Annotated in this window: 10 protein-coding genes; 7 read left to right on the plus strand and 3 right to left on the minus strand. The window is 73.5% G+C overall.

The features are described 5' to 3' along the window. Positions 1 to 13 precede the first annotated feature (13 nt). The 3 genes from OG715_RS01230 to OG715_RS01240 all read left to right on the plus strand — a co-directional run bounded on the left by OG715_RS01230 (position 14) and on the right by OG715_RS01240 (position 2,120). Complete coding sequence (locus tag OG715_RS01230) at positions 14 to 373, plus strand: universal stress protein (RefSeq protein ID WP_327063614.1); 360 nt, start codon at positions 14 to 16, stop codon at positions 371 to 373. A 42-nt stretch (positions 374 to 415) separates the two neighbouring features. Beyond that, complete coding sequence (locus tag OG715_RS01235) at positions 416 to 1,129, plus strand: CBS domain-containing protein (protein ID WP_327063615.1); 714 nt, start codon at positions 416 to 418, stop codon at positions 1,127 to 1,129. 379 nt (positions 1,130 to 1,508) lie between these two features. Further along, positions 1,509 to 2,120, plus strand: coding sequence for a hypothetical protein (locus OG715_RS01240; protein WP_327063616.1), 612 nt, complete (start codon positions 1,509 to 1,511; stop codon positions 2,118 to 2,120). A gap of 3 nt (positions 2,121 to 2,123) precedes the next feature. Here OG715_RS01240 and OG715_RS01245 read toward each other — a convergent pair whose 3' ends face one another. Continuing rightward, positions 2,124 to 3,278, minus strand: a complete 1,155-nt coding sequence (locus tag OG715_RS01245; RefSeq protein ID WP_327063617.1) for a Rossmann-fold NAD(P)-binding domain-containing protein — start codon at positions 3,276 to 3,278, stop codon at positions 2,124 to 2,126. A gap of 126 nt (positions 3,279 to 3,404) precedes the next feature. On the opposite strand from OG715_RS01245, the gene OG715_RS01250 reads away from it, so the two are divergent. The 3 genes from OG715_RS01250 (at position 3,405) to OG715_RS01260 (ending at position 8,600) form a co-directional block, all read left to right on the plus strand. Beyond that, positions 3,405 to 6,959 (plus strand): hydantoinase B/oxoprolinase family protein, encoded by a 3,555-nt coding sequence (locus tag OG715_RS01250; RefSeq protein WP_327063618.1) that lies wholly within the window; start codon positions 3,405 to 3,407, stop codon positions 6,957 to 6,959. A 244-nt stretch (positions 6,960 to 7,203) separates the two neighbouring features. Continuing rightward, positions 7,204 to 7,908, plus strand: a complete 705-nt coding sequence (locus OG715_RS01255; protein WP_327063619.1) for a helix-turn-helix domain-containing protein — start codon at positions 7,204 to 7,206, stop codon at positions 7,906 to 7,908. 209 nt (positions 7,909 to 8,117) lie between these two features. Further along, positions 8,118 to 8,600, plus strand: a complete 483-nt coding sequence (locus OG715_RS01260) for a CBS domain-containing protein (protein ID WP_327063620.1) — start codon at positions 8,118 to 8,120, stop codon at positions 8,598 to 8,600. Here OG715_RS01260 and OG715_RS01265 read toward each other — a convergent pair. Next, a complete protein-coding gene (locus tag OG715_RS01265; protein WP_327063621.1) occupies positions 8,597 to 10,039 on the minus strand; it encodes a sensor histidine kinase in 1,443 nt (480 codons plus the stop codon). The two genes, OG715_RS01260 and OG715_RS01265, sit on opposite strands and share 4 nt — an antisense overlap. 29 nt (positions 10,040 to 10,068) lie before the next feature. Continuing rightward, positions 10,069 to 10,779 carry a response regulator transcription factor gene (locus OG715_RS01270; protein ID WP_327063622.1) on the minus strand — a complete coding sequence of 237 codons (711 nt, stop codon included), beginning with the start codon at positions 10,777 to 10,779 and terminating at the stop codon, positions 10,069 to 10,071. A gap of 231 nt (positions 10,780 to 11,010) precedes the next feature. Here OG715_RS01270 and OG715_RS01275 point away from each other — a divergent pair, with 231 nt between their 5' ends. After that, on the plus strand, positions 11,011 to 12,387 hold the full coding sequence (locus tag OG715_RS01275) for a ferredoxin reductase family protein (protein ID WP_327063623.1): 1,377 nt from the start codon (positions 11,011 to 11,013) through the stop codon (positions 12,385 to 12,387). Positions 12,388 to 12,396 lie beyond the last annotated feature (9 nt).

Here is a 12,396-nt window from a genome sequence, read left to right on the forward strand (position 1 = left end):
GCACGCGTGTTGGGTGTCTCGACCGGACCGAAGCAGCCGTAGCAGCCACGACCGTACGACGGACAGAGAGCACCGCAGCGAGCCGTCGCCGCACCTGCACGACATCGTCTCGCGGGAGGTCACCGACTCGGTCGAGGAGCTGCGCCGCCAGGTCGGCGAACCGTTCGTCGAGGTCGAGGTCCACTGCGAGCGCGGACGGCCCGCACAGGTCCTCCTCGACGCCAGCGGAGACGCCGACCTGCTCGTCGTCGGCACTCGCGGTGCCGGCGCCTGGGGTCGGCTCGCACTCGGATCGACCAGCACCGAGGCCGTCCACCATGCCTGCGTCCCCGTCGTCGTCGTGCCGCCAGAAGCCGGCGCCGCGTCCGAGTGAACCGGCGCGCGAACCTGTGGATCGCCAGAAGGAGAGCAGGCCATGCAGCACCGTACCGTGCAGGACGTGATGACCCGCGACGTGGTCGTCGCCCACCGCGAGACCACGTTTAAGGAGATCGTCGGCCTGCTCCACCGGAACGACATCACCGCCGTACCGGTCGTCGACGACCGGAGACACCCCATCGGGATCGTGTCCGAGGCCGACCTGATCCGCAAGGAAGCCGCCCTGCTCGGGGAGGACCGCCCGATCACCCGCTGGCTCCACCCACGGGAGCACTACCGGGCCGAGGGCGAGATCGCCGAGGAGATGATGACCAGGCCGGTCATCACCGCACGCGCAGACTGGGCCCTGGTCGGGGCCGCCCGGGTCATGCACCGCAAGAGGCTCAAGCGACTGCCCGTGACCGACGACGAGGGCCGACTCACGGGCATTGTCAGCCGAAGCGACCTGCTGCAGCCGTTCCTGCGCGGCGACGACGCGATCCGCGAGGAGATAGCCCACGACGTCCTCCTCAACACCCTGTGGCTCCCGGCGGACGCCGTCCGGGTCACCGTCGACGACGGCATCGTCACACTGACCGGCACGGTCGAACGCAAGAGCCTCATCCCCGTCATCGAGTGGATGTGCCGGTCACTGGACGGAGTCGTCGCCGTCCGGCAAACGCTCGGCTACGACCGCGACGACACCCACGAGGACACCTCGAGACCCGGCGCCCGCGGCATCGTCGCCCCGCATTCTGCACCTCACCACTGAGCGCCGCCGTCGCGGTACGGGGCCGGGCCGGCGCTGCGGCAACCCGCCTCAGCCTTCACCGGCATGCCGTCGTGCAGCTCCCAGCTGCACACCGGCCGGGCTCAGGCCACGACCCGGTACCCCGTCACCGTGCGCCCGAGCGCCGACGAGCCCTTCACCTCACCGCGGCCGGAGCGCGGCACTGGTCCCGGGTCGGTCCTGGTCGGCCTTCGGTGAATCGTCAGGCACGCTCCCTCCGATCGCGGCCCGCCGTTCACGGCCCGCCTCCTCCATCCTGCGACGGACCTCGGGCCGACGCGAGAGGGACCGGTCCGGCTTCCTCGGGCCGAAGCTCGCCGACGGGGCGAGACTGGTCGGGGGCGAGGACGGAGTGAACGGGATGTCCGACGGCGGAGACCACACCTACGGTGCGCTGGTCGCCGAGCTGGCCTGCCTGGTCCGGTTGGCGCACGACGCACTGCGCGGCGCGACGGCCGCACTGGCGGACCCCGCGGGCGACGCCGACGCTGTCCCGGCAGCCGAGAGAGCCCTGGCCGAGCTGCGCTCCCGGATCGAGGAAGACGCTGCCGGGGCACTCGACGGGCGGGCCGGGGCAGTCGTCGCCGTCCACGTGGGTACCGAGGCGGAGACCCTGGGCCGACTCGCCCAGCGGCTGCTGGAGGCGGTCTGGGCCCGCCGGGAACGGGAGCCGGTCGCGGGTCGCCTGTGGCTCCCCCTGGCCGGGATCGCCGAGGCGGCCCTGGAGCTGGTCGCCGGCGCGGCAGACGTCCTGGAGTCCGCCTCGCCCGAAGGCGTCGCCGACGTACTGACGGCGCTGCACGAGGTCGGCCAGCGGCAGCGGCTGCTGTACGAGCTGCTGCTCCGAGAGAACGGGACGGACCTGGTCGACGTGACCGACCTGGTGCTGCTGTCGTGCTGCTACCAGCAGTGCGCCGACCGGGCCGGGGCGATCGTCCGCCACTCCCTGCTGTTCTCGAACAGCGCCGTGTGAGTCCTACGGGAGACCGGCGACCGCGGCCGCCTCCGTCAGCAGCCGGCCGGTAGGTCCGTGCCGCACTGCGCCACGGTCGGCCACCAGCATCGGGCCGAGAACCGGGTCCGCCGCGACCGGCCCGCAGTGCGAGAGCCGTTCGAGGAGCGCCACCACGTTGTGGGCATAGGCGCGGGAGGCCGTGCCGGGCACCTCGGCGGCGAGTTCCCCGGCACCGATCACCGTGACCCCGTCGCCCACCAGCGTGGTGGTGTCCGGCCGGGCTCCCTCGATGTTGCCCGCATCGGGGCCGACCGCCAGGTCCACCAGCACCGAGCCCGGCCGCAGCCGTGCCACTGTCGCCGTACGGAGCAGGAGCGGGGGCATCCGGCCCGGCGGAGCAAGGGCCGACACGACGATGTCGTACCGACCGACCACCTTGTCGAGCCCGGCCACCCACGCGGGACACTCGCGACCAAGGGCTTCCCGGAACTCCCGGTCGTCCTCCACCGCATCGCACCCGGGCAGTTCGAGCAGAGCGGCACCCAGGGCGGCGACCGCGGCGCGCTCGCGGTTCCGCGGTTCGAACGCGTCGACCGGCGCACCCAGCCGACGGGCGGTGTCGATCGCCTGGAGCCCCGCGTGTCCGGCTCCGACGACCAGTACCCGGACCGGGTCGAACAACCCGTCCGCCGCGCCCCAGGGCGGCAGGCAGCGGTCCAGCCGGGCGGCGGCGATCAGCACGGCGCGGTAGCCGGCCACCCTGGCCTGCGAGGCCTCGGCGTCCAGCGGGTAGGCGGCGGCCAGGTCGGGTGCCAGGTCGAGACCGATCGCCGTCACACCCCGGTCGGCCCATTTCCGGACCAGGTACGGAATGCGTTGCGGCCGCAGCAGGGCGACCAGCACCTGCCCCGGGCGCAGCTCGCGGTCCGGGTCGATGTTCGGCGGACGGATGCCGAGCAGCACGTCCGTACGGCGCAGCAGCTCGGTGCGCCCGGTCACTTCCGCCCCCTCGGCGCGGTAGTCGGCGTCGTGGTGACCGGACCGGACGCCGGCGCCGGGTTCGACCAAGACCGTCGCGCCGAGGCGGGCCAGCGCGGGCACCAGGTCCGGCACGATGGCCACCCGGCGCTCGCCGGGCGACGTCTCCCGCAGTACACCCACTGTCGTGACTGTCATGGCGCCTCCGCATCGCCCTCCATGCCCAGTATGTTCTGTTTGCCTTGATGGTTCACCCGGCTGGATACTCGGACGCGGGGCCACTCGCGCTCAGGACGCGGAGCGGGACGGCGGAGGGAGCCGGTGATGGCATCCAGGGGCTGGCAGGTCTGGGTGGACCGGGGCGGGACCTTCACCGACATCGTCGCCCTGGCGCCGGACGGGCGGCTGACCACGCACAAACTGCTCTCCCACGACCCGGCCCGCTACCGCGATCCCGCCGTGGCGGGCATCCGGGCGCTGCTGCCACCCGGCGCGGACGTCGAGGCGGTCCGGATGGGCACCACGGTCGCCACCAACGCCCTGCTGGAGCGCACGGGCGAGCCGACCGTCCTGTGCATCACCCGCGGGTTCGCGGACGCTCTGCGGATCGGCTCCCAGGACCGGCCGGAGATCTTCGCCCGGGAGATCACACTGCCCGAGCCGCTGTACGCCCGGGTGGTCGAGGTGGACGAGCGGATCACCGCCGACGGCGAGGTGCTGCGCCCGCCCGACCTGGACCGCCTCGCCGAGGACCTGCGCGACTGCCTGCGCCAGGGTCTCCGATCCATCGCCGTAGTCTGCCTGCACAGCAGTCTGCACCCCGCGCACGAGAAGGCTGTCGGGCGGCTGGCCGAGCGGCTCGGCTTCTCCCAGGTGTCGTTGTCCAGCGAGGTGAGTCCCCTGATGAAGGTGGTGCCGCGCGGGGATACGGCCGTGGTCGACGCCTACCTCGATCCCGGTCTGCGCCGTTACGTGCGACAGGTCGCGGACGAGCTGGCCGGGGTCCGGCTGATGTTCATGCAGTCCAACGGCGGCCTGGCCGAGGCCGGGCACTTCCGGGGCAGGGACGCGATCCTGTCCGGCCCGGCCGGCGGCATCGTGGGCATGGTGCGGATGTCGGAGCTCGCCGGGTACGACAGGGTGATCGGCTTCGACATGGGCGGTACGTCCACCGACGTGTCGCACTTCGCCGGCGAGTACGAGCGGGTGGTGACCACCCAGGTCGCCGGCGTGCGACTGCGGGCGCCGATGCTGGCCATCCACACCGTCGCGGCGGGCGGCGGATCCGTACTGCGCTTCGACGGCGAGCGCCTACGGGTCGGCCCGGATTCGGCCGGCGCGGATCCCGGTCCGGCGTCCTACCGGAACGGCGGGCCGCTGACCGTCACGGATGCCAACCTGCTGCTCGGCCGGATCCAGGCCGAGCACTTCCCGCACGTCTTCGGGCCGGACGGCGACCAGCCGCTCGACCTGGAACTGACGCAACGCCGGTTCACCGAGCTGGCCGGGCGGATCGGCGGCCTCACGGCCGAGGAGGCGGCCGAGGGCTTCCTTCGGATCGCGGTGGCCAACATCGCCAATGCGATCAAACGGATCTCCGTGCAACAGGGCCACGACGTCACCCGCTACGCGCTGACCACCTTCGGTGGCGCGGGCGGACAGGTCGCCTGCCCCGTGGCCGAGGCCCTGGGCGTCAGCACGGTACTGGTTCCCCCCATGGCCGGTGTGCTGTCCGCGCTCGGCATCGGCCTCGCCGACACCACCGTGCTGCGTGAGCAGGCGGTCGAACGGCCTCTGGCCCCCGCGGAGATGGCCGCCGTCCGGGAGCGGGCCGAGAAGCTGGCGACGGCGGCGACCGAGCAACTGCTGGACCAGGGCGTCCCGCACGAGCGGATCCGGCTGACGCACCGGGCGCGGCTGCGCTACCGGGGCACCGACACCACGATCGGCGTCCCACTGGGCGAGCCGTCCTCCATGAAGGCCGAGTTCGAGGAGCGGCACCGGTCTGCCTACTCGTTCCTGATGGACCGTCCGCTCGTGATCGAGGCCCTCACAGTCGAGGGCAGCGGGCTCACCGAACAACCCGGACCCGACGCTCTCTCCCCGGAGCAGGCGGAACCCGCTGCGTCCACCACGGTCGCGCTCCGTACCGGCGGCCAGTGGCACCGGGTCCCCCTGCTGGAACGCGCGTCGATGCGCGTGGAAGACATCGTCACCGGCCCGGCCGTGATCGCCGAGGCCAATGCCACCACCGTCGTCGACGAGGGCTGGCAGGCGACGGTCACCCCCGGTGGACACCTCCTCGTGAAACACCTCCGGGCCCCGACCGACGAGGCCGTCACCACTGCCGCCGACCCCGTGCTCCTGGAGGTCTTCAACAACCTCTTCATGGCCATCGCCCAACAGATGGGCGCCCGCTTGGAGTCCACCGCCCAGTCGGTCAACATCAAGGAGCGGCTCGACTTCTCGTGCGCCCTCTTCGACCCGGACGGCAACCTCGTCGCCAACGCCCCGCACATTCCCGTCCATCTGGGCTCGATGGGTACCACCGTCAAGGAGGTGCTCCGCCGCCACGGCCCCGGGCTGCGCCCCGGCGACGCCTACGCCGTCAACGACCCCTACCACGGCGGCACGCACCTGCCCGACATCACCGTGGTGACCCCGGTCTTCGACACGGACGGGCGGGACCTCCTGTTCTTCGTCGCCTCCCGGGGCCACCACGCCGAGATCGGCGGCATCACCCCCGGCTCGATGCCCGCGGACAGTCGCGAGATCCAGGAGGAGGGCGTCCTCTTCGACAACTGGCCGCTGGTGGTGGACGGGCGTCTTCGGGAGGAGGAGACCTTAGGCCTGCTCACCGAGGCGCCGTACCCGTCCCGGGACCCCGACACCAACCTCGCCGACCTGCGCGCCCAGATCGCCGCCAACCGCAAGGGCGTCGACGAGGTCAACGCCATGATCGACCACTTCGGCCTCGACGTCGTCCAGGCCTACATGCGCCACGTCCAGGACAATGCGGAGCAGGCCGTCCGGCGGGCGATCGACGACCTCCCCGACGGGTCCTACCGCTACGAGACCGACTCCGGCGCCGTGATCGCCGTCGAAGTCCGGATCGACCGCGACCGGCGGACCGCCACCATCGACTTCACCGGCACCTCACCTCAGCTCGACACCAACCTGAACGCCCCCTCCGCCGTCGTCACCGCCGCCGTGCTGTACGTCTTCCGCACCCTCGTCGCCGAGGACATCCCTCTCAACGACGGATGTCTGCGCCCGTTGCGGATCATCGTTCCGCGCGGTTCGATGCTCGCCCCGCTGTACCCGGCGGCCGTTGCCGCCGGCAACGTCGAGACCTCCCAGGCCATCACCGGCGCCCTCTACGCCGCACTCGGCGTCCAGGCCGAAGGGTCCGGCACGATGAACAACCTCAGCTTCGGCAGTGAGCATCACCAGTACTACGAGACCATCGCCTCGGGCTCGGGCGCCGGACCGGGATTCCACGGCGCCGACGTCGTGCAGACGCACATGACCAACTCCCGTCTGACCGATCCCGAGATCCTGGAGTGGCGCCTGCCCGTCCTCGTCGAGGAGTTCGCCGTGCGCCCGGGCAGCGGAGGCCACGGCCGCTGGCACGGCGGCGACGGTGCGCTGCGCCGCCTGCGCTTCCGCGAGCCGGTCACGGCAAGTATCCTGTCCGGCCACCGCCGGATCCCGCCGTACGGCATGGCAGGCGGCTCACCGGGCGCACTCGGTGGGAACCGCGTGCTGCGCCGCGACGGCACCGTCGAATCCCTGCCCGGCTGCGGGAGCACCGATCTCCGGGCCGGTGACGTTCTGGAGATCCGCACCCCCGGCGGCGGCGGCTACGGGAGCCCGTGAAGGCCCTGAACAGGTCCCGCCCGGCCCGTCGGCCCCGTCCTGCGACGACCTCCGCCCGGCCTGCGGCCGCGCCCGCGCACCGGTCGATCGGCACTGCGGACCCACCGTGGACCCATCGCCCCACGGTCCGGGCCCGACCGGCCCTCCTCCGCCCGCGCCGGAGCGACCGATGATGGAGATGGCCGGGCTCCTGAACAGCAGCGACGCAGCCGTCGGGGCCGGGGTGTGAACACGGGAGGTTGCCATGAGGACCACGAACAGAGGACGGCCGCACGCCCGGCCCGCCGACCCCGGCGACCTCGGGCGCCGCGTGGCGGACCGCCGAGCGCGGCTGGGGCTCGCCCGCGAGCTGGTGGCCGAGCGGAGCGGCCTGGACCCGGGCTTCCTGGAGTACCTGGAGACGCACCCCGTCCCGGTCGGTGTCGACACGCTCACCCGGCTCGCCGACGCCCTCGACACCACCGTCTCGGACCTCCTGGGCGGCGGGCGGAGCGCTCCGTCCGGCAGAGCCCGCGCCAATGCCCGCGTCCGGTTGGAGAAACTCGACTCGGCCGCGTGCTGGGCGAGGATCAGCCCGGGCGGCGTGGGCCGGGTGGTACTGACGACAGCCCACGGCCCGACGGCGCTGCCCGTCAACTACCGTGTGCTGGACGCGACCGTCCTCTACCGCACCGGCGCCGACGGCACACTCGCCGGGGCGGCGGGCACGGACGTCGCTTTCGAGGTCGACCAGCTGGACGAGACGTTCGCCACCGGCTGGAGCGTACTTCTGAAGGGCACCGTCTCGGTCGTCGCCGAGGAGGAGGTCGTGCAGTGGCTCCGACGGCACGCCGACCCCCACCCCTGGCCGGACGGCACCCGGGACGTCTGGATGCGCATCAGGCCCGCCATGATCACCGGCCGGATCATCCGGCCCGAAGGGCCTCCGCTCATCGGGACACCGGAGTAGGGGAAGCGGGCACGGCGACGAGCCGACGGCCGACCGCTCCGCCCGGCGGGTGGATCCAGGTGGCGGACCGAACGGCCCTCTCCTGTCCCGTCGGCGCACGGTCCCCTGGAGCCGGATGCCGGTCGCGCCGCCCGGACACCCGCCCCGTAGGCACAACCGTGCGCAACGACGATTCACGTACCGCCACCCGGCGGAGAGGAGTACCCGCTATGAAGGCCTCTGACCTGATGACCGCACCGGCGGTCACCGTCGACGTCACGGCAACGGCCTTCGAGGCCGCGCTGCGGATCGAGGAGGAGGCGGTCGGCTGCGTCCTCGTCACGGACGGCGGGCGACTGTGCGGCATCCTCACGGATCGCGACCTGGCGGTCCGCGGACTGGCACAGGGTAAGCACCTCGGTCTGCCGGTGGCCGAGCTGATGTCGGCTCCGGTCGTCACCGTGGAGGCCGACCACGAGCTCGACGCCGTGTACCGCACCTTCCGCCGCAACGACGTCCGCCGTCTCCCCGTACTCGAGGACGGACGCCCGATCGGCATACTGACCGTGGACGACCTGCTGCGCGACGTCGCCGAGCGGCTCTCCGACCTGCTGATCCCGGTTTCCCACAGCGCCTTGCGGGAGGGAACGCGTGATCCTGTCACGGTGGAGCCGGTCCCCGGCCGACGGGACGCGCGGCAGGCGCCGTCCTAGGCCCCAGGCTGCGGCTGCGGCAGGCGCACGGTGAAGACCGTCCCCTCCGGGCCGCTGCCGACCTCTACGCCGCCGCCGTGCGCGGCGACCACGGCCCGCACGATCGCCAGCCCGAGGCCCGTGGAACCGGTCGAGCGCGAGCGGGCGCGGTCGCCGCGCACGAAGCGCTCGAACACGTGCCCCAGCAGCTCGGGCGGGATGCCCGGCCCGGTGTCCGCGACCTCCAGCCGGACCACGTGGGGGTCCGCCGAGAGCCGCAGCGTCACCTCCGTCCCGGGCGGGGTGTGCGACCGGGCGTTCGCCAGCAGGTTGGTAACCACCTGGCGCAGCCGGTCCGCGTCGCCGCGGGCCAGCACCGGTTCCGTCGGCAGGTCGAGGCGCCAGCGGTGGTCGGGGCCGGTGGCGTGGGCGTCCGCGGCGGCGTCCAGGGCGATCCTGGTCAGGTCCACCTCCTCGTCGGCGAGCGGGCGGCCGGCGTCGAGGCGCGCGAGCAGCAGCAGGTCCTCGACGATCGCGCCCATCCGCCGGGCCTCCGCGTCGATCCGCTCCAGGGAGTGGTGCACCGGCTCGGGGACCGGGCCCGGGTGGCGCAGCGCCAGTTCGGCGTGGCCCCGCACGGCCGCCACCGGCGTGCGCAGCTCGTGGCTGGCGTCCGCGGCGAAGGCGCGCAGCCGTTCCTCGATCTCGTGACGGCTGTTCAGCGCGGCGCCGACGTGATCGAGCATCCGGTTCAGCGAGGCACCGACCCGGCCGACCTCGGTGCGCGGGTCGTCGTCGGGAACCCGGTGCGACAGCGCGACCGCGCCGCTGGCCAGCGGGAGTTCACTGACCTGTTCGGCGGTGGTGGCGACCCGCTCCAGCGGCCGCAGCGACCAGCGCACCCAGGCCGTGCCGGTGACGCCGACGGCGACCAGGGCCACCGCGAACACGGTCAGCTCCAGGCTGACCAGGCGCTCGGTGGTCTCGTGGACCTGACGCAGGGGCAGCCCGGTCACCAGGACGTCGCCGTCGCGGCCGGCGACGGCGCGCAGCCGGTACTCGCCGAGGGCGGCGATCCGCACGGTGCGGGCGGTGCCGTCGGCCCGCAGGCCGGCCAGTGTCCGCTGCTCGGCCGAGGTGAGTGCCACGGTGTCGTCGGCGTTGGGCTGACCGGCGTCGTCGGCGTCGCCGTCGACGACGCCGGCGACGGTCACCCGGCCGGAGACCAGGCGGGCCCCGAAGGTTCCGGGTGCCTGCGCCCGGGTGTCGGCACCGCCTCGCGGCGTCCCCTGCTCCAGACTCGCCGCGTACCGTCCGCCGCTGTCGGCGAGCTGCTGGTCGAGGCGGTCCACCAGGAAGTGGCGCAGGGCCGCGGTGGTCGCCAGCCCCACTCCGACGAAGGCGAGCACGAGCAGCGCGAGCAGTCCGGCCACCAGCCGGGCCCGCAGGGTGCGCGGCACGAGCCGGGAGCCCCGAGCCCCGGGGCGGATCACGGGGCGGCCTTGATCAGGTAGCCGGCCCCGCGGACCGTGTGGATCATCGGCGGGCGGCCGGCGTCCAGCTTCTTGCGCAGGTAGCTGATGTACAGCTCGACCACGTGGGCCCGGCCGCCGAAGTCGTACGACCACACCGCGTCCAGCAGTTGCGCCTTGCTCAGCACCTGGCGCGGGTGGCGCACCAGGTGGCGGAGCAGGGCGTACTCGGTGGGGCTGAGCTCGACGAGGTCACCGCCGCGGGTCACCTCCCGGGCCTGTTCGTCGAGGACCAGGTCACCGAGGACCAGGGCGTGCGGCGGGGGCCCGCCCGCGGGCCGCGGTTCGGTCCTGCGCAGCAGGCCGCGCAGGCGGACGGTGACCTCGGCGAGGCTGAACGGCTTGGTGACGTAGTCGTCACCGCCCGCGGCGATGCCCGCGATCCGGTCCTCGACGGCGTCCCGGGCGGTCAGGAAGAGCACCCGGACCTCGGGCTGCTGCTGGTGCAGGAGGCGGAGCACCTCCATGCCGTCGAGGTCGGGCAGCATCATGTCGAGGACCACCGCGTGCGGGTGCCAGGCGGCCGCGATCCCGACCGCCTCGCGGCCGCTGGTCGCACCGCGGGTCTGCCAGCCCTCGTAGCCGAGCGCGCCGCGGAGCACCTCGACGAGGTCGGGTTCGTCGTCGACGACGAGGATCCGCCAGGTCGGCTGTGTTCTGGACTCCACGGTGCTCCCGGGTGCTGGCGCGGACGGCGTCTCCCATTGTGGCGCCGACCGTGAGAAAGCCGTGAGAGCCCCCCCGGTCGGGCACCGATCCCGATCACGGCGCTGACCTGCGGCGGAGCCGGTCCCGGCGGTGATCGGGGCGGACGGCACTCAGAGGGAACTGAGAGGTTCCGGTGGCAGGGTGGGCCTCCGTGGCGGCACTGGGCCGTCCGAGGCCGGAAGGAGGCCGCGATGGCAGCCGTCGCACCACCGCACACGTCCGCGTCCGGCCGGCGCGCGCGCCGCGCGCCGGACCGCACGCCGCGCCGCTTCCCGGTCGCCACCGTGCCGACGGCAGTGGTGGCCGTGCTCGCCCTCGGCGCGCTGGGGGTCCTGGCCTTCTGGTGGCGCGACACCGGGTCGGTCACCGGCACGGCGGGCTGGCTGACGGGCGCGGGCCGGATCACCGGCCTGCTGGCCGGGTACGCGGCCCCGGTCCTGCTGCTGATGATGGCGCGGATACCGCTCCTGGAGCGGGAGGTCGGTGCCGACCGGCTGGCACGCTGGCACGCCTTCGGCGGCCGCTGCCTCGTGTCGCTGATCACCGTGCACGTGCTGACGATCGTCTGGGGCTACGCGCTGACCGGCGGCCGGGGGCTGTGGAGGGAGGGCGTCGATGTCGTCCTCCACTACCCCGAGATGCTCAAGGCGTCGCTGGGCACCGTACTGATCCTGGGCACCGGCGCGGTCTCCGCCCGCTTCGCCCGGCGCCGGATGTCCTACGAGGTCTGGTACTACCTGCACCTGGCGACCTACCTCGCGGTGGCGCTGGCCTTCGGCCACCAGCTGGCCACCGGCGCGGACCTCGGCGACGGGCCTGCCCGGCTCGCCTGGTGCGCGCTGTACGTCGGCACCGCCGCCACGCTCGGCTGGTTCCGGCTGACCCTGCCGTGGCTGCGGGACCGGCGGCACCGGCTCCGGGTGGCGGAGGTCCGGCCGGAGGGTCCGGGCGTCGTCTCGCTCTACCTGACCGGCCGCCGTCTGAGCGAGCTGCGGGCCGAGCCGGGCCAGTTCTTCCGCCTCCAGTTCCTGGCTCCCGGGCTCCGCTGGGCGGCCAATCCGTACTCGCTGTCCGCGCCACCGCAGCCGGGCTTCCTGCGGTTCACGGTGAAGGACCTGGGCAAGCACAGCGCGGCGGTGGCCCGCCTGCGGCCCGGTACCCGGGTGCGCGCGGAAGGCCCCTACGGAGCGTTCACCGAGCGGATGCACCGCCGGCCCAAGGTGCTCCTGCTGGGCGCGGGCGTCGGGGTCGCCCCGCTGCGGGCGCTGTTCGAGACCCTTCCGGGGGAGGTGACGCTGGTCCAGCGGGCACGCCGGGCCGAGGACCTGCTCTTCACGGCCGAACTGGAGGCGCTCGCCGTCCGGCGCGGCGGTCGCGTGCACCCGGTGCTCGGCTCCCGCTCGGAGGTCGGGGACCTGGGCGGGGCGCTGCGCCGGCTGCTCCCGGATTTGGCCGAGCACGAGGTCTACCTGTGCGGCCCGGACCGGCTGGCCGAGGAGGCCGTCCGGTCGCTGCGGGCCGCCGGTGTGCGGCCCGACCGTATCCATCGCGAGTCGTTCGCCTTCTGAGGAGCCCGT

The organism is Kitasatospora purpeofusca, from assembly GCF_036010405.1.
Taxonomy (GTDB): Bacteria; Actinomycetota; Actinomycetes; order Streptomycetales; family Streptomycetaceae; genus Kitasatospora; species Kitasatospora purpeofusca.